Genomic DNA, 22555 nt, shown 5'->3' with positions numbered 1-22555 from the left:
CAGGGGGGAAAGATCCTCCCCAAGCACTAGGGTGATTCCTTTGCCTGTCCATTACTCTTGGGCCAGAGCCACGCAGGGTGGCCATGGAGGAGTGAAATGAGGAGCAGCAACCCGGTCTTCTCGCGACGGGGGTTCAGCCGCGACAACGGCTACGCGGGCTTCAACACCGCGCCGCAGGCCGGGGGCGCCGCTGTAGGCACCCAGGGCAACCCCTACGCCCAGCCCGGCGCCGGCAACCCCTACGCCCAGAACCCGTACGCACAGCAGGACCTGCAGTACGGCGCCCCGCCGCAGGCCCCGGCCGGCACTGGCCGGATGACGATGGACGACGTCGTCATGCGCTCGGCGATGACGCTCGGCACGGTCGTCGTCGGTGCCGTCCTCGCCTGGGCCGTGCTGCCGGTGTCGTCCAGCAGCTTCGGCCTGGCGATCGGCGCCGCGCTCATCGCCTTCGTCCTGGCGATGGTCCAGTCGTTCAAGCGCAAGGCCTCGCCCGCGCTGATCCTGTCCTACGCCGCGTTCGAGGGTGTCTTCCTCGGCGTGTTCAGCGAGATGTTCAACAGCCGCTGGTCCGGCGCGCCATTCCAGGCGGTGCTCGGCACCATGGCGGTCTCGGGCGCCACGCTGCTGATCTACAAGGCCGGCTGGATCCGCGTCACCGCGCGCTACGCCCGGATCGGTATGGCGATCGCCATCGCCTTCCTCCTGGTCATGGCCGTCAACCTGCTGCTGGTCGCCTTCGGCGTCGCCGAGGACGGCGGACTGCGCAGCATGGGCCCGCTCGGTGCGATCGTCGGCATCATCGCGATCGTGCTCGGCGCGTTCTTCCTGACCCTCGACTTCAAGCAGATCGAGGACGGCATCGCCTACGGTGCGCCGCGCTCGGAGTCCTGGCTGGCCGCGTTCGGTCTGACCATGACGCTGGTGTGGATCTACATCGAGATGCTGCGGCTGGTCGCCATCTTCAGCGGTGACGACTAAGGCGCTAGCGGTGACGATTAAGGCGCTGCGCGGCTGAACGCCGACGCGTGAGGATGCCTCAAGGGGCCCCGGGTTCGCCCGGGGCCCCTTTGCGGTGGTGGGCGCTCAGAGCAGTTTGCGCGCGGCCCTCCTCAGGTCGTACTCGTGGATGATCGCCTTGGCGTGGCCGTACGCGAGGTCGTACTCGTGACGCAGCCAGCTGACCTTCTCCTCGAAGCGGAGAGCGGGGCCTTCTTCGACGGTGCGCAGCCAGTCGGAGACTTCACGACCGGTGCAGTGGGGGATTCGGGCGAGCAGATTGCGATGGGTCTCCTCGGAGAAGACTTGGGACATCGGCGCCTCCGGGTGCAATCGGGTGTAAGCCGGTCCTTCAGGTCACGGTGCCTGAGCGTTCGTCTGTTGGCAACAGTGCGGGTAGCCTGCCGGCGTGGTTGATACGACGCGTCTGATCAGTGCGGTTGATCAATTTGCGGATCGGTTGAGGGCGGCGCCGCAGAGCCGGTTGCAGCGGGGCGCTGCCGCTGAGGCATTGGCGCTGGCCAGGGAGCTGGCTCGGTGGGCGCAGGCGGTGGAGGAGCCGGGGAGTGAGCCTCGGGAGATGCCGGATGCGGGGATGTTCGCGGCGGCGGATCAGATCAGTGTTGCGGGGCGGGATCTGGCCGTTGTGTTGACGAGTGAGGCTGAGGTGGAGGAGGCCGTGCGGGTGGTGGGGGAGGCGCAGAAGCGGGCGGGGGTGTGACGGTTTCGTTGCGGGTGCGGGTTGTGGGGGTTGCTCGCGCCCACGCGGCGGAGCCGCACATCGATACAGCCCCGCGCCCCTGGGGACGTGCCCCTGCCCGGCGCTTATAGGCCGACGTCGGCTCAGAGCGACGCTATGACCCTGTCCGCCAGGATGTACACCGTCTCCTCGCCGCACGTGAACGTCAGCGTGTACGCGCCCGAGATGCCCGAGCCGCCCAGGAGGACCGGGGTCTCGCCGGAGCGGAGGGCCGCGGCGAGGCGTTCGGCGGTTTCGCGGTGGCCCGGGGTCATGCAGAGGGTCGTACCGTCGGCGAAGACATAGACGTCGAGAGTGCCCAGGGGGCCGGGGCGGACGTCGGTGAGCTCGACGCCGGACGCGGCCAGCTCCTCCAGGATGGACACCGTGCGTTCGTGGTCGTTGGCGACCGGTGACGAGGTCGGCGTGAAGTCGGGGTGGGAGGGGTGGCGGCGGCGGGCCGCGGCCAGTTCGGGCGAGTCTCCGGCGAACTCCTCCGGCTCGGCGCCGGGCTCGGTCACCGGCTCCAGCGGCTCCAGCCCCGCGAAATCGGCCTGCCGGGGGAGAAAGAGGTCGTTGTCGGCCAGGCCCCCCAGCAGCGAGGGGGCGTCGGAGACGTCACGCGCCTCCTGGGCGGCCCAGAAGGCCCGCGCCTCGGCCAGCTCACGCTCCCGCTCCTCGGCCAGCGCCTCCGCCACGGCCGCGCGTATTTCCTCCGCGTCGGCCGCGGTGCGCGCGGCGGGCAGCAGGGCGCGGGCGGTGGCGCGGCCCTCGGCCAGCTCACTGTGCAGGGCCGCGACCTGGCGGCGCAGCTGCAGGAGGGTGCGCAGGACGGCTACGCCCACGGCGCCCGTGGCGGCCGTGGTGACCAGCAAGGCGATCGGCATGGCGCTCACTGACGTACTCCCGGTTCAAAGTCGACCCCCGACTTCCTACATCAGCTTGATGGGTGAACTAACCAGCTGTCAGTGCGTAACGTCACGAAACGGACAGGAAATTGCGTCTGATGTTTCAGGTGGGGTTGCGCTGACCTGCGGTGATCCCTGTTCCGAGGGAGATAGGTCACATCCTGGGGGAGATTGGGTCACAAACCGGCCCAGAACCCCGGTGGTTACGGGTTTCTGGGCCGATGGGTGACGGTGGGTGCCGGTCCGGACACCCAGAGGTTCAGCTGAGGCGCTCGATGACCATCGCCATGCCCTGGCCGCCGCCGACGCACATCGTCTCCAGGCCGAACTGCTTGTCGTGCCACTGCAGGGAGTTGATGAGCGTGCCGGTGATCCGGGCGCCGGTCATGCCGAAGGGGTGGCCGACGGCGATGGCGCCGCCGTTGACGTTCAGCTTCTCCAGCGGGATGTTCAGGTCGCGGTAGGAGGGGATCACCTGGGCGGCGAACGCCTCGTTGATCTCGACCAGGTCGATGTCGTCGATGGCCAGGCCGGCGCGGGCCAGGGCCTGCTTCGAGGCCTCGACGGGGCCGTAGCCCATGATCTCGGGGGACAGGCCGGAGACGCCGGTGGAGACGATCCGGGCCAGCGGGGTGAGGCCCAGCTCGCGGGCCTTGGTGTCCGACATGATGATCAGGGCCGCGGCGCCGTCGTTGAGGGGGCAGCAGTTGCCGGCGGTGACCAGGCCGTCGGGGCGGAAGACCGGCTTCAGGCCCGCGACGCCCTCCATGGTGACGCCGGCGCGGGGGCCGTCGTCCTTGCTGATGACCGTGCCGTCGGGGAGGGTCACCGGGGTGATCTCGCGCTCCCAGAAGCCCTTCTTGATGGCCTCCTCGGCGAGGTTTTGCGAGCGGACGCCGAACTCGTCCATCTCCTGGCGGGTCACGCCCCATTGCCGGGCGAGGTTCTCGGCGGTCTGGCCCATGGCGATGTACGGGTCGGGCAGCAGGCCGTCCTCGCGCGGGTCGTGCCAGGAGGCGCCCTCGGACGCGGCGACGGCGGCCGTACGGGCCTCGGCGTCGGCGAAGAGCGGGTTGTGGGTGTCGGGCTGGTCGGAGGTGCCGTACTGCGAGCGGGAGACCATCTCCACGCCCGCGGAGATGAAGACGTCGCCCTCACCGGCCTTGATGGCGTGCAGGGCCATCCGGGAGGTCTGCAGGGACGAGGAGCAGTAGCGGGTGATCGTGCAGCCCGGCAGGTGGTCCATGCCCATCTGTACGGCGACGATCCGGCCGAGGTTGTGGCCCTGCTCGCCGCCGGGCAGACCGCAGCCGAGCATCAGGTCGTCGATGTCCTTCGGGTCCAGCTCGGGGACCTTGGCGAGGGCGGCCTGGATGATCGTGGCGGTGAGGTCGTCGGGGCGCAGGTCCTTGAGGGAGCCCTTGAAGGCGCGGCCGATGGGGGAGCGGGCGGCAGAGACGATCACGGCTTCGGGCATCACGGCTCCATTGGCGTACGGGGATGAGGCAGGGCTTGTTGGGAAGTTACCCGTACGTATGGGCGAGGTCACGGGTGTCGTGGTGTGACTCAGGCCGCAATTTTCTAAGCGCTTGCTTTTTCTGCCGTGCCGCTTGCGCTACGACGGCTGCGGCGACGGCTCCGCCTCCGTCACCCGCCGCCTGCGCCTGCGCTTCAGCAGGGCCCACGGCCCGCGCGGCCCCGTCGGCATGGCGGCCGTGACCTCCGTACCGGCCTCCGAGGCCGCCTCGGCCGCGGCCCGGGCGACCGGCAGGAAGCCCTCGCGGCGGGTGACGTCGGGGCGTTCCTCCTCCGCCGGCCACAGGCCCAGGGCGGCGCAGACCGTGGGCAGGACGGCCATCGCGGCGGTGGCGTAGCCCTCGGCGGAGGGGTGGTAGTTGTCCGGGCCGAACAGCTCGCGCGGGTTCGCGGCGAACTCGGGGCCCAGCATGTCGCCCAGCGACACCGTGCGGCCGCCCTGCTCGACGACTCCGATCGTCTGGGCGGCCGCCAGCTGGCGGGAGGCGCGTCTGGCCAGCCAGCGCAACGGCTGCTGCACCGGCTCGATCGTGCCCAGGTCGGGACAGGTGCCGACGACCACCTCGGCGCCTGCGGTGCGCAGTCGTCGTACCGCCGCCGACAGGTGGCGTACCGAGCGGGTCGGTGGGATGCGGTTGGTGACGTCGTTCGCGCCGATCATGATCACGCAGATGTCGGGGGTGCGGTCCGGGTCGCCGAGGACCAGTGACACCTGGCGGTCCAGGTCGTCGGACATGGCGCCGGGGAGGGCGACGTTGCGCAGGTCGACGGGGCGTTCCGCGACCGCCGCGAGGCCCGAGGCGAGCAGCGCGCCCGGGGTCTGGCCGGCCCGGTGGACGCCCTGGCCGGCGGCGGTGGAGTCGCCGAGCATGGTGAACAGGAGCGGCGGGACGCCCGGGGTGTCGTACGTCCGTCCGTACCGCCCGCTCGCGTTCGGCACGTACGGTGTCGCGCCGTTGCCCACCTGGCGGCGGGCCAGCTGCACCTCGGCCAGCACCAGGCCGACGACCGCCGCACCGGCCAGGCCGATGCCACCACCGCCGTACGCCGCACCGGCTGCGATGCGCCGGGCCACCCTCGCCCTCGACATCCTGGTCATGCGTCGCCGACACCTCCTCGCACCCGTACATCCACTCCTTGCCCCGAACCGAGCCCCCGCCAATCTCAACGGCGAGTGAACGCCGGTGACAGGCCATAGGCTGGCGCTACTACCAACGACCACCTCTTCTGCAGCATCCGGAGACAACGGTGCAGTTCCACGACTCGATGATCAGTCTCGTCGGCAACACCCCGCTGGTGAGGCTCAACAACGTGACCAAGGGCATCCGGGCGACCGTCCTGGCCAAGGTCGAGTACTTCAACCCCGGCGGTTCCGTGAAGGACCGCATCGCGCTGCGGATGATCGAGGCGGCGGAGGAGAGCGGCGCGCTCAAGCCCGGCGGCACGATCGTGGAGCCGACCAGCGGCAACACCGGGGTGGGGCTGGCGATCGTGGCGCAGCAGAAGGGGTACAAGTGCATCTTCGTGTGCCCGGACAAGGTGTCCACGGACAAGATCAATGTGCTGCGGGCCTACGGGGCCGAGGTGGTCGTGTGCCCGACCGCCGTCGCGCCGGAGCACCCGGACTCGTACTACAACGTCTCCGACCGGCTGGTCCGCGAGACGCCGGGCGCCTGGAAGCCGGACCAGTACTCCAACCCCAACAACCCGCTCTCCCACTACCACTCGACCGGCCCCGAGCTGTGGGAGCAGACGGAGGGGCAGATCACCCACTTCGTCGCCGGCGTCGGCACCGGCGGCACCATCTCCGGGACCGGGCGGTACCTGAAGGAGGTCAGCGACGGCCGGGTCAAGGTCATCGGCGCCGACCCCGAGGGTTCCGTGTACTCGGGCGGGTCCGGGCGGCCGTACCTCGTCGAGGGCGTCGGTGAGGACTTCTGGCCGACGGCGTACGACCGTACCGTCGCCGACGAGATCGTCGCCGTGTCCGACAAGGACTCCTTCCAGATGACCCGGCGCCTCGCCAAGGAGGAGGGCCTGCTGGTGGGCGGCTCCTGCGGCATGGCCGTGGTCGCCGCGCTGCGGGTCGCCGAGCGGCTCGGCGAGGACGACGTCGTGGTCGTACTGCTGCCGGACAGCGGGCGCGGATACCTGAGCAAGATCTTCAACGACGAGTGGATGGCCGACTACGGCTTCCTGGAGGACGCCGGTCCGAGCGCGCGCGTCAGTGATGTGCTCAACGACAAGGAGGGCGGCGCCATGCCGTCCCTGGTCCACATGCACCCGGACGAGACGGTCGGCCAGGCCATCGAGGTGCTGCGCGAGTACGGCGTCTCGCAGATGCCGATCGTCAAACCGGGCGCCGGGCACCCGGACGTGATGGCCGCCGAGGTCGTGGGCTCGGTCGTCGAACGGGAGCTGCTGGACGCGCTGTTCACCAAGAGCGCCTCGCTCGACGACCCGTTGGAGAAGCACATGTCGGCGCCGCTGCCGCAGGTCGGCTCCGGCGAGCCGGTCGGCGACCTGATGTCCGTGCTCGGTACGGCGGACGCGGCGATCGTTCTCGTGGAGGGCAAGCCGACCGGTGTGGTCAGCCGGCAGGACCTGCTGGCCTTCCTGGCCAAGAACGCGAAGTAGACGAACCGGCGGTGAACTGCCCACGCGGGCAGCGAACCGGCGGTGAACGGCCCATGCCGGCGGGGAACTTGCGGTGACGTGCGCGTTTGTTGGTCTTCTCGGAAGTGGTACGAGCGCGTCACGTCCGCGCAGCACCCGCTTAACACGGGTCCGGCACATTAGTGGGTGTCGGCAGGGCGGGAGCGGCTCCCCGCCCGGGCCGGCCCGTACGGCGCCAAGGACCTCCGGAGCGGCTCCCGGACCTCCATGGACGCCACGGACGCGCAAGCCCGGCCTGACCCGGCCCGCGTCCCTCGCGGGGACCGCCGTCGTCCCGCCCCCCGGCAACGGGGGTGCGGCGGTCCCCGCGCACACCCCTCCTTTGCGGCGGCGGTATCCCTTCTGCGCAGCCGGGGGAGATACTGGCCCGCCGGGGAATCACGGGAGCATACGAGGGGTGCCATGGGCCAGGCGGTGACCGCAGCCATGCTGCAAGTGGCGGACGTGCACAAGTCGTACGGCCGGGGCGCCGGCGCCGTTCACGCTCTGCGGGGCGTTTCTTTTGAAGTCCCTCGGGGCGAACTCGTCGCCCTGAAGGGACGCTCGGGCTCGGGCAAGACCACCCTGCTCAACATTGTCGGCGGCCTGGACGAGCCGGACAGCGGACGCGTCACCGTCGACGGACTGGACCTGCGGGATCAGGGCGAGGACGCCCTCCTCGCGCTGCGCCGGGAGCGTATCGGCTTCGTCTTCCAGTCCTTCGGGCTCATCCCCATCCTCACGGCCGCCGAAAACGTGGGCGTGCCGCTGCGGTTGCGCAGGGCCGACCCGCGCGAGCGGCGGGAGCGCGTCGAACTGCTGCTGTCTCTGGTGGGGCTCGCCGACCATGCCGCGCAGCGCCCGGGCGAGTTGTCGGGCGGCCAGCGCCAGCGCGTCGCCATTGCCCGCGCGTTGGCCAACAGCCCCTCGATACTCATCGCCGACGAGCCGACCGGCCAGTTGGACGCGGAGACCGGGCACTCCGTGATGGAACTGCTGCGCGCGGTCGTCCGCAGCGAACAGATCACGGCTCTCGTGGCCACCCACGACCCGACACTTCTGGACCTCGCTGATCGGGTACTGGAGTTGAAGGACGGCGAGATCACCCAGCCCTAGAGCTACTGGTCCGTTTCAAGGTCCTGACGGTGACGGTCGGTCTGTGTGTTGTCCGGGCGGACGGCGATGTGGTCGGGTTCCAGTTCCAGGGCGACGCGGTCGCGCATGTCCAGGGCTCGGGTGTACTCGGCGGGGAGTTGGAGGCGGCCGGCCCGGTCGAGCATGGCGTATTCGCGGGCGACCAGGGTTTCCCGGCCGGTGGCGGAGTCGACTTCGCTGTGGCGCAGGACTTCCGTGGACGTGCGGCCGTCCCGGATGGCGACCGTGCGGCGGACCTCACCGGCGACGGACTGATCGTGGGTGACGATCACGATGGTGGTTCCCAGAGCTTCGTTGGCGGTGCGGAAGGCCGCGAAGACCTGTTCGGCGGTGTGGGAGTCGAGTTCGCCGGTGGGCTCGTCGGCGAGCAGGACCGCGGGATTGTTGGCGAGGGCGACCGCGAGGGCGACGCGCTGCTGCTGGCCGCCGGACATCTGGTGCGGACGGCGGTCGCGGCATTCTGCGACGCTCAGCAGGTCGAGGAGTTCCAGGGTGCGGTCGGCCTGGGCGCGGCGCCGGCCTCGGCCGCGAGCGAGCTGCATGGGGAGGGCGACGTTCTGCGCGGCGGTGAGGTAGGGCAGGAGGTTGCGGGAGGTCTGCTGCCAGACGAAGCCGACGGTTTCGCGACGGTAGGCGAGGCGTTCCCTGGCGGACATGGTGAGCAGGTCGTGGCCGGCGACGCGGGCCGCGCCGGCGGTGGGTTTGTCGAGTCCGGCCAGGATGTTCATGAGGGTGGATTTGCCGCTGCCGGAGGCGCCGACCAGGGCCATGAGTTCTCCCTCGTGGACCAGGAGATCGAGGCCTTGGAGTGCCTGGACCTCCACGCCGTCGGCGGAGAAGATCCGCACCAGCCGGTCGCAGGTGATCAGGGCATCGTGACCGTATGCGGCGGCGTTGCGCGCGGCGAGGGCACGGTCGGCGAGTTCGTGGAAGGTCGGATTGCTGGTCATCGGCTGCTCCTGGGCGGAAGGAGGGACACGGGCCGGTGCCGGAGGGGGACGCGTCTCGCGGTGCTGCTCATCGGCTAGTGGTCACCCAGCCTCAGTTCGCGGACCGAGCCACGCCTACTGGTCCACCACGCCTGACCGGCGGGCACACCGATGGCCAGCATCAGCACGGTGAGCGCCGGGATCGCCAGGGAGAGCGGGTCGCTGCGCAGCTCGGCCCCTTCGAGGGCGGACGGGGAGGCCAGGGCAATGGTCGTGAGGTCGATGCCGGGCGACAGCAGATGGATGGCGGCCCAGCCGGTCAGCATGCCGCCCGCCGCGGCCAGGAACGCTTGCGGAAGGGCTTCGAGGATCAGCAGCCGGCGACCCTGCGCCCGGCTCATGCCCATCGTGCGCAGCCGGGCGAGCAGGGCGCTGCGTTCGGGCGCGGCGCGCAGCACGGTCAGCAGGAGGGCGAGTACGGCGTATCCGGCGCCCGCGGCGACCGCGGCACCGTACAGGCGTTCCGCACCGGACTGCAGCGGTGAGTCGACGTACCGCGCGCGTTCCTCGGTGCGCAGTCGGACGGTTGCCGCTGTCCCTTCCGACGCCGTGCGCAGCGCCCGGCCGTTCAGGGCGTCACCGGTCAGCAGCAGGGTCGTCGTACGAGCCGCGCTGCGGGGGAGTGCGGAACGGTCCACGACCAGGAAGTCGTCGCCGATCACGGCCGGGGTGCGCTCCCTGACCAGGACGATCCGGACGGTGACGGCGGTGCCGTCCGCGAGCAGGACGGAATAGGGGCCGGTGCCGTACTCCTCGGCGACGCGCGGTGAGGCCAGCGCGGGCAGCGGCTCAGCGGGGCCGCCCGCGTCCCCGTGCCGAAGGAGCGCCGCGTCGAACGGACCCAATCCCGTGCGGTGCGACAGATGCGCATAGGCGCCGGGGTCCACACCGGCCAGCGGTACCGACTGACTGCCCTGTTGCGGCTTCGCCTCGCGTGTGACGCTCGCCTCCGTCGTGTCGCGTACGCCGGGCAGTCGGCGGATGCGGTCGGGCAGGTCCTGGGGGAGCGCGCCGGTGGCGGTCTCGATGCGGCCGTCGGCGCCGACGGCGAGGAGCGCGGCCTGGTCGCGGGCCGCCGTGACGCCCGCCAGGACCGAGCCGCCGAACGCGGCCGTGGTCAGGGCGCTCAGCAGGGCGAGCAGCGGCAGCACGGCGAAGCCGGAGGCGCGGGCCGCACGGGCCAGCGACAGCGGAATCACCACGCCGCGCATCCGGGCGACCGTATGGCCCAGCGCACGCAGCGGCAGGGGGTGGAGGCGCACCAGCAGCAGAGCCGCGACCACGCCCGTCAGAACCGGAGCGGCGGCCACCAGCCCGGTGCTGTGGGAGCCCTGCCGGCGCAGTGCGGCGACCGCCACCAGCGCGATCACCAGCACGGTGAGTTCCGCCACCGTACGGCGCCGTGAAGGCCGGGCGGAGGTGAGATCCTCCCGGCCGTCGTGCATCCGTACCGTGCGGTGCGCCACCAGGGCGCGCAGCGGGAGCGCGACGCAGGCGAGCAGGGTGACGGCGAGGGCGGCGACGACGGCGGGCGCGGCGCGGGCACCGGGCAGGGCGAGCAGCGCGGCGGTCAGCCCGAGGGCGCCGGCCGGCACGGCCACCACCGCCGTTTCCGCCAGCAGCCTGGCGGCGAGGCCGGGCAGTGAGGCGCCCCGGGCACGCAGCAGGGTCAGCTCCGCGCGTCGGCGGTCGGCTGCCAGGCCGCCGGCCATGGCCAGGACGATCACGGCGAGGGTGCCGGTCCCGACGGCGGCGATGAGCAGCAGCGGCTCGATCCCCGACCGTAGCCCGGCATGTCCTCTGAGCACGTCGTCGAGATCCGTCTGGGACTCCAGGCGCGGATCGACGACCGTGCGCAGGTGCTGCAGTCCCGGGCCCGACTCCAGGGCGGCGACGGCGGACGCCAGACGGTCGAGACCGTGCCCGCGCAGGGCGGCGACGTCGGGAGCCACCTGCCAGTACCGGTAGGGGCGGCCGGGGGTGCCCAGGAGGACGGGGCCGGCATCGGGGGCGAGGAGCAGGCCCCCGAGCCAGTAGACGTCCGTCGGCGCGCTGCCGGGCAGGCGGCTCAGCGCGGGGGTGCGCAGCACCGGCAGCGTCGACCAGTAGGCGCCCGAGGGGGAGCGCGGGGTGACGATCCCGGTGACCCGGATGCTGAGCGGGGCGCGGGCCGAGCCGGGCACGTGGATCACCGAGCCCACTCGGATGCGCAGCGTGCGGGCGGTGTCCGTGGTGACGGCGGCCTCGACCTCCGCGGTCGCCGCGGTAACCGGCTCGCCCGTGGTGCGCGGCAGCCGGCCCGCGGTGAGCCGGGCGTGGGAGGCCAGGTCCTGCTGGGCGGCGAGCACCAGTTGGGCGGGCATCCCGCTGGGCCGGGGAAGCCAGGTGTCGGCCGCCTCCAGGCCGACGGCCGTCCGCACGCCGTACGACGACTGCGCGGGGTCGGGAACCAGCGGCGCCTTCGCAGTGGCGAGAACCTTGGCCTGCGCCGCGGCCAGCGGACCGGTGCGCAGGGCAGCCTCCGCCTCCCTCACCGTGTCGGTCCAGGGCGGCGGGGCCTGCAACTGCACGGTCGTCCGGTCGGGAGCGGCCTGCTCGACCGCCCGGCGCAGTCCCGCGTCCCCGTACCGGTCGACGGCACGCGGGAATGCGGCGGCCAGAGGGGCCGTCACGGCCACCAACAGCGCGAGGGCGACGGCCGTACCGGGAAAGGCCCGCAGCCGGGTCCGCAACCCGGCCGGGAACGACTCGGCCCGTCCGTGCGGCGGCACCGCGGACACCGGCTGCGCAGTCACTCGTCCACCTCGTCCCTGAGCGTCACGACCGGCTTCGCCCGCCGCAGTGCCAGGGCCGCGGTCACCAGGAAGGGGCCCGCGGCGAGGGCCGCCAGCAGGGCGGCCAGACGGGGAAGCGGGAGTTCGACCAGCACCGGCGGGAGCGGGCGGGTGGCCTGCCCGGTCAGGACGACGAGGGGGACCAGCGCGTGGGTCAGCACAGCGCCCAGGGCAGTGCCGACCTGCAGCGCCAGGGCCAGCAGCACGCCGTGCTCGACGGCGATCAGCCGGGCCAGCCGGCGGCGCGGTGCGCCCAGGGCGCGCAGCGCGGCGAACTCGCTGTCCCGTGCCCGTATCGCCCCTGCCGCGCTCACCGCGAAGCCGAGCGAGGCAAAGAGCACCGTCACCCCGGCCGCCGCGATCAGCGCGGCCTCGGGGGCCGCTCCGAACGGGTCGTCCCTGAGCTGCGCCGCCAGCTCGTCGCGCACCATCACCTGCGCGGGATCGACATCGGGCAGGGCCCGCACGGCTGCCGCGGCGGCGCCGGGCGCGGACGTGCGCAGCCACCACTCGGTGGGGTGCAGGCTGGTGCCGTAGCGGGCCTGGAGCACCCGGTTGACGGACCGCAGATCGACCAGGAGGGCCCCACCGTCCTGCGCGGTGGCTTCCGTGGTGGGCAGGCCGCGCGCGGTGCGGACGATGCGTACGGGCACGGTCCGGCCGTCGAACGCCACGTCCACACGCTGCCCTGCGCGGGCGCCCGATGCGGTCAGGAACCGGTCGGTGGCGACTGCGACGATCTCGGGTGCCGCAGGCTGTGCGACATCCAGCCGGACCACCAGCGGGGAGGCCGGCAACGTGCTGTCTCGTGGCTGGTAGCCGGTGCTGTACGTCATGGTGACGGGCGTCGTCGACGTGATCCGGGGGCGGGTCGGCTCGGTGCTGCCGTCGGGGGAGAGGGCGGCCGAGTCGGCCTCGGCCGCCGTCGCCCACGTCGTCGGCAACGTCAGCTGCCGGACGCTGCCGTCGGCCGCCCCGGCCGTGAGCGTGCCGAGGACCAGGCGCTGCTGCTGGGCGCGGCCGGTCGGTTGCGTCGTACGCAGTTCCAGCCCGGTGAGAGCCAACGGGCCCCGGGCGTCGCCGAGATCCGGGGTCAGCGGGTGCGGGCGGCCGTCGGCGGCAAGGCGGCCGGACGGTATCTCGTAAGTGGTTCCGTGACCGTCCCGCACAGTGAGCGTGACGTCCGCGCCTTCTGCGGGTGTCGTGCTGTGCAGGGCAGCGGTCAGCGTGAGCCGGACCGTGCCCGCGGGCACCTCGATGCCCGCGGGTTCTCCGCGTGGCGCGAGCCCGGCGAGCAGCGGACGATCCGTCAGGTCACGCCGCATCAGCACCGTCCCGACCGCGTCCGCCGTGTTCAGGGCCACAACGGTCGCGGTGCGGCCGCCGGAGAGCGACACGGTGGTACGGACAGCGGGGGCGACCGCGTCGATGTGCGGAAGGTCCGCGTAGACGTCTGTGCGGCCCAGGTCGCCGCTCCCGGCGCCGAGGACGCGCACCGCGGCTCCCGCCCGGAAATCGGCCTGGTCGTCCTGGGAACGGTGCCAGGACGCGCTCTGCCCGATCGCCAGCACACCCAACGCCACGGAGATGACCAGGAGCAGCACCGGGCCCGCGCCGCGCATCGGGCGGCGACTGAACTGCCAACCGACCATGGCCGCGGTCAGCCCGCGCCCCGCCACCAGATGACGCTCGGCGACACGTGCCACCAAGGGCAGCAGCCGCAGTACAAGGACCGTTCCGGCGAGCAGTACGAGAGCGGGCGCCACCACCAGCAGCGGGTCGACACCGAGAACGCCCTCGCGGTCGGCGGTGACGGCGCCGGAGCGCTGGCTGCCGAGCTGCCAGAAAGCGACGCCCGCCACGGCGAGCAGCCCGAGATCCGCCCCGGCGCGCAGCGGTGCGGGCAGCGCGCCCGCCCGCACCTTGACGGTGTCCGCGAAGGACGCCCGCAGCGCCGGGACGGCCACCGCCAGCGCACACAGCACAGCCACGCCCGCGGCGACCAGCCACACCTCGATCCGACCGCCGGCCGGCACGTCGACGCGCACCCCTGTCCGGCCCAGGGCACCCTGCCCGGTCAGCAGCCGCGTCAGCGGCCCCGACAACAGCGGCGCGCCCACTACCGCAGGCGCGGAAATCAGCAGGGCCTCCAGCGCGGCCAGACCCGCCAGCCGCGCCCGGGTGGCGCCGCGCGCCCGCAGCAACCGCGTCTCGGCCGCGCGTTCCGAACTGAGCAGCCGCGAAACGAGCAACAGGGCGCAGGCCGCGAGCAGAGCGAGCTGAACAGCGACGATCAGCACGGTGGAGCGGGTGACGAGCAGAGAGCGTTCGATACGGTCCAGGACCTCGGGCAACGAAGTGGCCGCGACGGTCGTACCGCTGAGCGCGGGCCGCTCGCGCAGCTGCGCACTCTCCGTGCGGGCAGCCTCGCGCAGCGCGCGGATCCGCTCCGTGGTCAGCGAGGAGTAGTCGGCCGACGCCAGCCAGCCCGACGCGCCGACGCTCACCCGGCCCGACGCCAGCACGTCCGGAGTGGTGAGCAGTGGACCGTACGTCGTGAAGCCGGACGCCTTCACCCCGCGGCCACCCAGGTCGTCCAACTGCCAGTAGGGTGCGCCGACATCGACCGGCCGGTACACGCCGGTGATGAGCACACGCACCGCCGGGCCGCCCAGACGGTCGGTGACGGTCAGCCGGGCGCCGGGCGCCAGCCCGAGCCGCTGGGCCGCGCTCTGCGGCAGCGCGGCCTCGGTGTACCCGGCGGCCCCCGCCGTACGCGGCAGCCGCCCCGCAACGGTCCGCACCTGCGTGCGATCGAGGGCGGCGAAGTGCGTGAGGTCCGGGTTCCCGTTCCGCTCGGAGGCCGGCCGCAGGGCGAGCGGCAGGGCGTAAGGGCCGGACCGCAGCAGGCTGCTTACCCGCACGGGCAGCCCGGCGAATGTGGCGCGGGCCCCCGCCCGCACGGCGTCGTCGGCCGCCTGCCGTTCGCCGGCCGGCACGTCCGCCTTGACCACCAGCGCGGCCTCGGCAGCGGTGCGCTGCTCGGCAAGCGACCGCCGCAGCGCCGCATCGCCCGTCGCGCCCGCGTACGCGGTGAGCGCGGCCAGTACGGCCGTGGTCAGCAGAACAGTCAGCAGCGCGGCGGCGAGGAGCGCGCGATACCCCCGGGCCCGCAGCACTATGAACCGCAACATGCCCACTGTTGCAGCCCGTTCTGCCACCAGCCCCCCAGTATTCAGTCCGGAGAGCATAGTAGGACTGACTGCGGCAGCGTGATCCTGGACGAGTTCGGACGGTCAGTCCTCCCAGTCGCTGTCCTGATTCGACTTGCGGCGCCTGCCGAACAGTGCGGGGTTGACCCGGGCCGCCTGGAAGGCGTTGACGCCTACGATGCCGGCCCAGGCGACCAACAGGCCGGGCAGGTCCGCCAGGCCGCCGCCGATCGCGGAGAGCGGCACCGCCAGGACCAGCGAGACGATGCCGAAGCCGAAACGCTCGCCCCAGGAGTCCGTCGGCTTCGACGACCGCGAGTCCCGCGCCACCACCATCTGCTGCTCGGCCAACTGCCGCCGCAGCCGCCGCTCCACGGCCCCGTCGATGCGCTGGTCGACCTTCTCCAGGAACGAGTCGACCAACGCGGACTCGTACTCCTCGCCCAGTTCCCTGCGCGCCTGCAGGGTGGCGTTGAGTTCCTTCTTCAGCTCGGAGTCCCGCGCGTCCATTCCGCTCATGGGATTCACGGTAGGGAGCGGGGGCGCCTGCCGCACTGGGGTTAGCCCCCGTGTCGGCGGCGGGGTCAGCCGGTGGCCGTCAGGCCCTTGCGCTCGGCGTAGGCGTTCGCCACGTCCTCCGGGTCCTTCTTGTCCTTGTCGACCTGGCGGTTCAGCTCGGTCAGGTCGGCCGTGGTGAGGACGTTGCCGAGCTCGGCGAGCGCCTTGCGGACCGTCGAGTCGGCCTTGCGGTCGGCGATGAGGGGGACGACGTGCTGGCCGGGGATGAGGTTCTTGGGGTCGGTCAGGACCACCCAGCCGTTCTCCTGGATGTCGGTGTCGGTGGTGAAGAGGTTGGCCACGTCGACGTCGCCCTTCTTCAGGGCGCCCTTGACCAGCGGGCCGGAGGAGTCGAGCGACTTGAACTCCTTGAACTCCACGCCGTAGACGTCCTTGAGTCCGACGACCCCGACCTGGCGCTTCTTCACCTCCGGCGCTGCGCCGATGACCAGCTTGCCGTTCTGCTTCCTCAGGTCGGCCAACGACATCAGGCCGTACTTCTCGGCCGTCTCCCGCGTCACCGCGAAGGCGTCCGAGTCCTCCGCCTTGCCGTACGGCAGCACCTGGAGGCCGGCGGGCAGGGCCATGGTGAGGGCGTTCTGCATCTCGCCCTCCTCCGTGGCCGTCGCCTTGGGGTCGATGTAGTGCAGGAGGGCGCCCTGGTACTCGGGGAGCAGGTCGATGTCGCCGCCCTTGAGGGCGGGGATGAGGATCTCGCGGGTGCCGAGGTTGGGGCGGACGGTCACCTTCACACCGGCCTCCTGGAGCACGGCGGCGTACAGGTACCCGAGCACCTGGTTCTCGGTGAAGTTGGCGGTGCCGATGGTGAGGCCGCCCTTGCTGGAGCCGCCGCCACCGGTGGTCGTGCCCTGGTTCTCCAGGGAGGTGATGCCGCTGGAGCAGGCGGCGAGGGCGGGGACGGAGGCCGCTGCGAAGAGGCCGCCGAGGAGGGTGCGTCGGTTCATCGAATGGGTCCCTAGGCAGTGCGGGTGGGGGTCCCCCCGCTCGAGCGAAGCCGAGAGTGGGGGAGGAAAAGGAGGCGCTGGAGGCCGGACAGGGCCAGGTCCAGGGCTACGGCGACCAGGGCGACCAGCACCGCGCCGCCGAGCACCTGTACGAGGTCGCGCTGGGCGAGGCCGTCGAAGACGTAGCGGCCCAGGCCGCCGAACGAGACGTACGCGGCGATGGTGGCCGTGGCCACGACCTGGATGAGCGCGAGACGCAGGCCGGTCATGATCAGGGGGAGGGCGAGGGGGAGTTCCACGCGGAACAGGACCTGGTGTCCGCGCATCCCCTGCCCGCGCGCCGCGTCCTTCACGTCCGGGTCGACGGCCGTCATCCCCGCGTACGTGTTGGTGACGATCGCCGGGACCGCGAGGGCGACCAGGGCGACGTAGACCGGGGTCATGGACAGGCCGCTGGCCAGGAAGACCAGTACGACCAGGCCGACGGTGGGCAGGGCGCGGCCGAAGGACGCCAGGTTGATCGCGAGGAAGGCGCCCTTGCCGGTGTGGCCGATCAGCAGGCCGAGGGGGAGGCCGATCGCCGCCGCGATGAGCGTGGCGAGGAGGGAGTACTGGAGGTGTTCGGCCAGGCGGTGCGCGATGCCGTCCGGGCCGGTCCACTGCTCGCCGCTGACCAGCCATTCGCCGAGGTTCTTGAAGAGTTCGAACATGTCAGGCTCGCCGCCTCCGCCACGGGGTCAGGACGTACTGAACGGCGACCAGTAGCGCGTCCGCGACCACCGCCAACAGAAGGGTGAGGACCACTCCGGCGATCACCGGGGTCGGGAAGTTGCGCTGGAAGCCGTCGGTGAAGAGCTGGCCGAGGCCGCCGTCGCCGATGTAGGTCGCGACCGAGACCAGGGAGATGGACATGACGGTGGCGATCCGGACACCCGCCATGATCACGGGCAGGGCCAGCGGGAACTCGACCGTGAGCAGGGTGCGCAGCGGGCGTGTGCCCATCGCCTGGGCCGCCTCCTTGGTCTTCGTCGGGACCGAGTCCAGGCCCTCGACCGTGTTCCGGAGCAGGACGACCAGGGTGTAGATCGTCAGGCCGATGACGGTGGTGGTGCGGGTGAGGCCGGAGACGGGGAGCAGGAGGACGAAGATCGCGATCGAGGGGATCGTGAACAGGACGTTCGAGAGGCCGAGCAGGAAGCCGCGCAGGGGGCGGATCCGGTGGGCGATCACCGCGAGGGGCAGCGAGATCAGTACGCCGAGGAGGACGGCGGTGAGCGCGGCCTGGAGGTGGGAGATCGTCAGGGTGGTGAGGTCGTCGGTGTGGTCGCCCATCCACGACCAGTCGATGGTCATGCGGCGACCCGCGCCTCGGTGTGGGCCTGTCCGGCGTGCTCGTGGATGTCGTCGCGGGACGAGACGCCGGTGAGGACGCCGTCCGCGTCGACGCGGGCGACGAGGCCGGTGGGGGAGGCGACCGACTCGTTGAGCGCGGACAGCAGGGAGTCGGTGTCCTTAAGCGGTCGTACGGGGATCCGGGTGTCGTCGGCAGCCCAGTGCAGTGGCCTGCGTGCCTCGTCGAGTACGAGGGTCCAGGTGCCGCCCGCCGGTGCCGGGCCCTGCGGGACGTCCGCGAGGGTCCGCAGGGAGAGCAGCTTCAGACCGCGCTCGGCGCCGAGGAAGTCCGCCACGAAGTCGTCGGCGGGGCGGGCGAGGAGTTCGTCGGGCGGGGCGCACTGGACGAGGTGACCGCCCGTGCGGAAGACGGCGATACGGTCGCCGAGCCGGACGGCCTCGTCGATGTCGTGCGTGACGAAGACGATGGTCTTGCTCAACTCCTTCTGGAGCCTGAGCAGTTCGTCCTGGAGCTGGGTGCGGACCACCGGGTCGACCGCGCCGAACGGCTCGTCCATCAACAGCACGGGCGGATCGGCGGCCAGCGCGCGGGCCACGCCGACGCGCTGCTGCTGGCCGCCGGAGAGCTGGTGCGGATAGCGGCGGCCGGTCTCGGCGGGCAGGCCGACGGTTTCGAGGAGTTCGGCCGCCTTCGTACGGGCCTTGCGGCGGCCCCAGCCGAGCAGCAGGGGCACGGTGGCGATGTTGTCCAGCACCGTGCGGTGCGGGAAGAGGCCCGACTGCTGGATGACGTAGCCGATGGAGCGGCGCAGTTCGGCGGCGTCCTGTTGCTGGACATCCTTGCCGCCGACGCGGATGGTGCCGGAGGTCGGTTCGACCATCCGGTTGATCATTCTCAGGGTGGTCGTCTTGCCGCAACCGGAGGATCCGACGAGGACGGTCACGCCGCCTTCCGGCATGCGGAGGGTGAGGTCGTGGACTGCTGTGGTGCCGTTGGGGAAGCGCTTGTGGACCGCGTCGAACTGGATCATGAGATGTCCCTTGCCCGGCCTGTATAACGTCATGCAGAGTTCTTGGTGTCTGAATAGGTTGTCAATGCTCTGGCGTTAATCCGCGGTTACGGATGACCGGTGGGCAAGATCCAGTGTCCGGATTGAGGAGGGTTCGCGCGTGATGTCGTCTCGGATCGTGGACACCCCGGAGGGTGCCGCGACGGCCCTGGTGGTCCTGGACGGGCGCGGAATGGGCGTCGCGGACGTCGTCCGGCTGGCCGACGGCCACGCACGGCCGGTGCCGGGGACCGAGGCGATGAAGCGCGCCGAGGAGTCCTGGGACGCCGCCCGCATGATCGCCGCGACCGGACGCGTGTACGGCCGCTCCACCGGCGTCGGCGCCAACCGGAACGAGCCCGTGCCCACCGAGGACGCCGCCGCGCACGGGCTGCGGCTGCTGCGCAGTCACGCCGGTGCCATCGGCGAGGAACTGCCCGCCCGGCAGGTGCGGGCGATGCTCGCCGTCCGCGCCAACCAGCTGCTCGCGGGCGGCGCCGGACTCAGGCCGTCCGTCGTCACCGCGCTGTGCGAGGCGCTGGAGGCCGGGGCGTACCCGGTGGTGAACGAGTTCGGGTCGGTCGGCACCGGCGACATAGCCGCGCTGGCGCAGGTCGGGCTGGCGCTGGCCGGGGAGCATCCGTGGCGGGGAGCGGGCGCCCCCGAGGCGCAGCCGCTGGACAACAACGACGCGCTGGCCCTGATCAGCAGCAACGCCCTCACCCTCGGCCAGTCCGCGCTAGCCCTGCACGAACTGCGCGGGCTGCTCGCCGCCACCCAGGTCGTCGCCGCGCTGTCCCTGCTGGCCGTCGACGGCTCGCACGAGGCGTACGCCGCCCCCGTGCACGCCGCCCGCCCGCACCGGGGCACGGCCGACGTCGCCCGCCGGATGCGGCAGCTGATCGGCGCCGCCGACCGGCCGCACCCGCCGCTCGGCCGGATCCAGGACCCGTACGGCTTCCGCTGCCTGCCCCAGATCCACGGCCCCGCGCACGACGCCGCCGACGCCCTGGACGACGTCCTCACCGTCGAGATCAACGCGGCCGCCGAGAACCCGCTGATCTCCCCCGAGGACATGGCCGCCTACCACCACGGCGGCTTCTACCAGGCCCAGCTCGCCCTCGCCCTGGACCACTTCAGGCTCGCCATAACGCAGGTGGCCAGGCTGTCGACGTCCCGGCTGTCGACGCTGAACGAGCCCGCCTTCACCCGCCTGCGCCCCTTCCTCGCCGACCACGAGCCCGCCTCCTCCGGGGTGATGATCCTGGAGTACGCCGCCGGCGCCGCCCTCGGCGATCTGCGGGCCTTCTCCGCCCCCGCGTCGCTCGGCCACGCTGTACTCTCCCGAGGCGTCGAGGAACAGGCCAGCTTCGCCTCGCTCGCCGCACGTCAGACACTGCGCGCGTGCGGCGCGTACCGTCTCGTCGTCGGCTGCGAACTCGTCGCCGCCGTACGGGCGTTGCGCCAGCGCGACCTCCGCCCCGAACCGGACCTGCCGGCGGGCCGGGCGCTGGAGCTGGCCGAGTCGGTGCTGGACGCGGACCCGGCCGACCGGCCGCTCACGCACGACGTCACGGTGGCGGCCGAGCTGCTCGACCGGTTCACGGACATCTGGAGGGGGAGCACGTCATGAGCGCGGACACCAACACGGGTGTGCCGGACAGCCCTGCGGCGCGGCTGCAGGCGCTCTTCGAGGGGCACCGGCTCACACCGACCCAGCGGCGCATCGCGCACAGCATGGTGCGGCGGGCCGCCGACGTGCCGTTCCTGTCCAGCGTCGAGCTGGCCGAACTGGCCGGGGTCAGCCAGCCGTCCGTCACCCGCTTCGCGGTCGCCCTCGGCTTCGACGGCTACCCCGCCCTGCGCAGGCACCTGCGCGAGGTCGCGCCCGTCGAGCAGCCGGCGGACGCGGCCTCGTACAACGAGTACCAGCAGGCCGTCGAGGCCGAGATCGAGAACCTGAAGCACCTCGCCGAACTGCTCGCCGACCCACGGCCCGTGCAGGAGGCCGGGCGGCAGCTGGCCGCCTCCCGCCCGCTGCCGGTACTGGGCCTGCGGGCCGCCGCCTCCCAGGCGTACGGCTTCGCCTACTTCGCCGCCAAGGTCCATCCGGACGTACGGCTGCTCAACGAGGGCGGCACGATGATCCACGACCGGATCGACGGCGCCGTACGGGCGGGCGCCTCGGCGCTGCTGTGCTTCGCGCTGCCCCGGCATCCCCGCGAGGTCGTCGACACCCTGGCCTACGCGAAGGAGGCCGGGCTGACGGTGGTGACCGTCGCCGACTCGGCCTTCGCGCCGGTCGCCAAGGTGTCCGACCTGCTGCTGCCCGCCGCCGTCGGCACCGGGCTCGCCTTCGACACGGCGTGCGCGCCGATGCTGCTGGGGCGGGTGCTGCTGGAGGCGATGTGCGACGACCTGCCGGACGCCCAGGCGCGGCTCGAGGAGTTCGACGCGCGGGCGGCGGCGCGGGGGCTGTTCGTGGAGTGAGCGGACGGCCGGTGCCTTCTCAGACTCGTCTCACCTTGCCTCGCTAGCGTGGGTGTTCTAAGACCTAAGAAACCCTCAGGTGCATGCAGGAAACGTGAGACGGGAGGCTGAACGTGGGGGCGCGCGGAGGACAGGGGCTGGCTCGGGTGGCCTGCGTCGTACGGGCCGGGGCCGCACCACTGTGGTGGCTGGGCGTGGTCGCGGCCGGCATCGGCGTGCTGGTGCCGGGACTGACGGGACGCCGGATCGGCGTCATGGCCGGGGCCGTGCTGTTCATCCTGGCGGCGGCCCTCGTGGCGTACGCGCGCCGCAAGCGGTACGCCGCCCTCGCCCGCGGCGCCGCCCGCGCCGCCAAGCAGGACGTGCTCCAGGACCGCGCCGTGACCGTACGCAACTGGCGGCGCGGGCATCGCTGGTGGCTGCTGCTCGCCTTCCTCGCCGCGCTGGGCAGCTCCTTCGCCGCCCCCGCCGCGGGCGGCATGCTGCTCGCCGGGTGCGGTGCGGGGCTGTGGCTGAAGGCGGCGTGGCTCGGGCGGCGAGAGCGGACCGACGAGGCGCTGCTGTGGGTGCGCGTCGACTGGCTGAGCGGTGGCCTGAGCGGGGGCGGGGGCCGTCCCGTCGGCAAGGCCGTGAAGGCCTTCCGCAGTACCGGCATCGCGGCGGGCGACGCGGCGCCGGGCGGTTCCCGTCGCCGCACCGACGCGCTGGTCTGAGCCCGGGCTGTCAGACTTCGAGCTCCTCCTCGATTCGGCGCAGCTGATGCCGGGCCATCGCGAGGTTGGCGCGCTTGGCGTCCAGGACGAGATAGAGGAACAGCCCGTTGCCGCTGCGGCCGCTGAGCAGGCGGATCAGGTGGTACTGGTCCGACAGTGTGATCAGGATGTCCTCGATCCGGCCCTTGAGCCCGAGGTGCTCCATCGTGCGCATCTTGGCGCGGACCACGTCGGTGTTGCCGGCGGCGGCGACGTTGAGGTCGAAGCTCTTGCTGCCGCCCATCGTGCCCAGGGCCATACCGCTGGTGTAGTCGACGAGGGCGACTCCGGTGGCGCCTTCGATGGAGGCGAGGGCTTCTTTGAGGGCGGTCTCGGTGTTGGCCATGGTGGTCGGGTTCCT

20 protein-coding genes are annotated in these 22555 nt (G+C 72.1%); 7 read left to right on the top strand and 13 right to left on the bottom strand.

Features of this window, described 5'->3' with window-relative positions:
• Positions 1-96 precede the first annotated feature (96 nt).
• A complete protein-coding gene (locus tag SSP24_RS22175) occupies positions 97-981 on the top strand; it encodes a Bax inhibitor-1/YccA family protein (protein WP_141311430.1) in 885 nt (294 codons plus the stop codon).
• Between the two features lie 105 nt (positions 982-1086).
• Here SSP24_RS22175 and SSP24_RS22170 read toward each other — a convergent pair whose 3' ends face one another.
• Positions 1087-1314, bottom strand: coding sequence for a DUF4287 domain-containing protein (locus SSP24_RS22170; protein WP_141311429.1), 228 nt, complete (start codon positions 1312-1314; stop codon positions 1087-1089).
• 94 nt (positions 1315-1408) lie between these two features.
• On the opposite strand from SSP24_RS22170, the gene SSP24_RS22165 reads away from it, so the two are divergent.
• The gene (locus SSP24_RS22165; protein WP_167529655.1) at positions 1409-1720 is read left to right on the top strand and encodes a hypothetical protein; all 312 of its coding nucleotides are present in this window, start codon (positions 1409-1411) and stop codon (positions 1718-1720) included.
• Positions 1721-1842: 122 nt separating this feature from the next.
• On the opposite strand, the gene SSP24_RS22160 is transcribed toward SSP24_RS22165, so the two are convergent.
• The 3 genes from SSP24_RS22160 to SSP24_RS22150 all read right to left on the bottom strand — a co-directional run bounded on the left by SSP24_RS22160 (position 1843) and on the right by SSP24_RS22150 (position 5281).
• A complete protein-coding gene (locus SSP24_RS22160; protein ID WP_174864690.1) occupies positions 1843-2625 on the bottom strand; it encodes a hypothetical protein in 783 nt (260 codons plus the stop codon).
• Between the two features lie 280 nt (positions 2626-2905).
• Entirely contained in the window at positions 2906-4123 is a 1218-nt protein-coding gene (locus SSP24_RS22155; RefSeq protein WP_141311427.1) for an acetyl-CoA C-acetyltransferase, read from the bottom strand.
• A gap of 138 nt (positions 4124-4261) precedes the next feature.
• Positions 4262-5281 (bottom strand): SGNH/GDSL hydrolase family protein, encoded by a 1020-nt coding sequence (locus SSP24_RS22150; RefSeq protein ID WP_141311426.1) that lies wholly within the window; start codon positions 5279-5281, stop codon positions 4262-4264.
• 149 nt (positions 5282-5430) lie between these two features.
• Between SSP24_RS22150 and SSP24_RS22145 the strand changes: the two genes are divergently transcribed.
• Both SSP24_RS22145 and SSP24_RS22140 read left to right on the top strand, forming a co-directional pair.
• Positions 5431-6819 carry a cystathionine beta-synthase gene (locus tag SSP24_RS22145; RefSeq protein ID WP_141311425.1) on the top strand — a complete coding sequence of 463 codons (1389 nt, stop codon included), beginning with the start codon at positions 5431-5433 and terminating at the stop codon, positions 6817-6819.
• Between the two features lie 441 nt (positions 6820-7260).
• Positions 7261-7953, top strand: coding sequence for an ABC transporter ATP-binding protein (locus SSP24_RS22140; protein ID WP_141311424.1), 693 nt, complete (start codon positions 7261-7263; stop codon positions 7951-7953).
• Between the two features lie 2 nt (positions 7954-7955).
• On the opposite strand, the gene SSP24_RS22135 is transcribed toward SSP24_RS22140, so the two are convergent.
• The 8 genes from SSP24_RS22135 to SSP24_RS22100 all read right to left on the bottom strand — a co-directional run bounded on the left by SSP24_RS22135 (position 7956) and on the right by SSP24_RS22100 (position 18934).
• Entirely contained in the window at positions 7956-8942 is a 987-nt protein-coding gene (locus SSP24_RS22135; protein ID WP_141311423.1) for an ABC transporter ATP-binding protein, read from the bottom strand.
• Positions 8943-9016: 74 nt separating this feature from the next.
• The gene (locus tag SSP24_RS22130) at positions 9017-11776 is read right to left on the bottom strand and encodes an ABC transporter permease (protein WP_141311422.1); all 2760 of its coding nucleotides are present in this window, start codon (positions 11774-11776) and stop codon (positions 9017-9019) included.
• Entirely contained in the window at positions 11773-15009 is a 3237-nt protein-coding gene (locus SSP24_RS22125; protein WP_141311421.1) for an FtsX-like permease family protein, read from the bottom strand. The genes SSP24_RS22130 and SSP24_RS22125 overlap by 4 nt, the downstream gene beginning before the upstream one ends.
• A gap of 102 nt (positions 15010-15111) precedes the next feature.
• Positions 15112-15537 (bottom strand): hypothetical protein, encoded by a 426-nt coding sequence (locus SSP24_RS22120; RefSeq protein WP_167529659.1) that lies wholly within the window; start codon positions 15535-15537, stop codon positions 15112-15114.
• Positions 15538-15611: 74 nt separating this feature from the next.
• On the bottom strand, positions 15612-16550 hold the full coding sequence (locus SSP24_RS22115; RefSeq protein ID WP_141311419.1) for an ABC transporter substrate-binding protein: 939 nt from the start codon (positions 16548-16550) through the stop codon (positions 15612-15614).
• An 11-nt stretch (positions 16551-16561) separates the two neighbouring features.
• The gene (locus SSP24_RS22110) at positions 16562-17260 is read right to left on the bottom strand and encodes an ABC transporter permease (RefSeq protein WP_141311418.1); all 699 of its coding nucleotides are present in this window, start codon (positions 17258-17260) and stop codon (positions 16562-16564) included.
• 1 nt (position 17261) lies between these two features.
• A complete protein-coding gene (locus tag SSP24_RS22105) occupies positions 17262-17903 on the bottom strand; it encodes an ABC transporter permease (protein ID WP_141311417.1) in 642 nt (213 codons plus the stop codon).
• Positions 17900-18934, bottom strand: coding sequence for an ABC transporter ATP-binding protein (locus tag SSP24_RS22100; RefSeq protein ID WP_141311416.1), 1035 nt, complete (start codon positions 18932-18934; stop codon positions 17900-17902). Before SSP24_RS22100 ends, SSP24_RS22105 begins: the two co-directional genes overlap by 4 nt.
• Positions 18935-19076: 142 nt before the next feature.
• On the opposite strand from SSP24_RS22100, the gene SSP24_RS22095 reads away from it, so the two are divergent.
• The 3 genes from SSP24_RS22095 to SSP24_RS22085 all read left to right on the top strand — a co-directional run bounded on the left by SSP24_RS22095 (position 19077) and on the right by SSP24_RS22085 (position 22155).
• Positions 19077-20585 carry an aromatic amino acid ammonia-lyase gene (locus SSP24_RS22095; RefSeq protein ID WP_141311415.1) on the top strand — a complete coding sequence of 503 codons (1509 nt, stop codon included), beginning with the start codon at positions 19077-19079 and terminating at the stop codon, positions 20583-20585.
• Entirely contained in the window at positions 20582-21442 is an 861-nt protein-coding gene (locus SSP24_RS22090; protein WP_141311414.1) for a MurR/RpiR family transcriptional regulator, read from the top strand. Before SSP24_RS22095 ends, SSP24_RS22090 begins: the two co-directional genes overlap by 4 nt.
• Positions 21443-21555: 113 nt before the next feature.
• Positions 21556-22155, top strand: coding sequence for a hypothetical protein (locus SSP24_RS22085; RefSeq protein ID WP_141311413.1), 600 nt, complete (start codon positions 21556-21558; stop codon positions 22153-22155).
• Positions 22156-22165: 10 nt separating this feature from the next.
• On the opposite strand, the gene SSP24_RS22080 is transcribed toward SSP24_RS22085, so the two are convergent.
• Entirely contained in the window at positions 22166-22540 is a 375-nt protein-coding gene (locus SSP24_RS22080; RefSeq protein WP_141311412.1) for a roadblock/LC7 domain-containing protein, read from the bottom strand.
• Positions 22541-22555: the final 15 nt, after the last annotated feature.

Source organism: Streptomyces spinoverrucosus (assembly GCF_006539505.1).
In the GTDB taxonomy this organism is placed as follows: Bacteria; Actinomycetota; Actinomycetes; order Streptomycetales; family Streptomycetaceae; genus Streptomyces; species Streptomyces spinoverrucosus.
The sequence above is the reverse complement of the archived record's forward strand: the minus strand, read 5'-3'. Positions and strand labels throughout refer to the sequence as shown.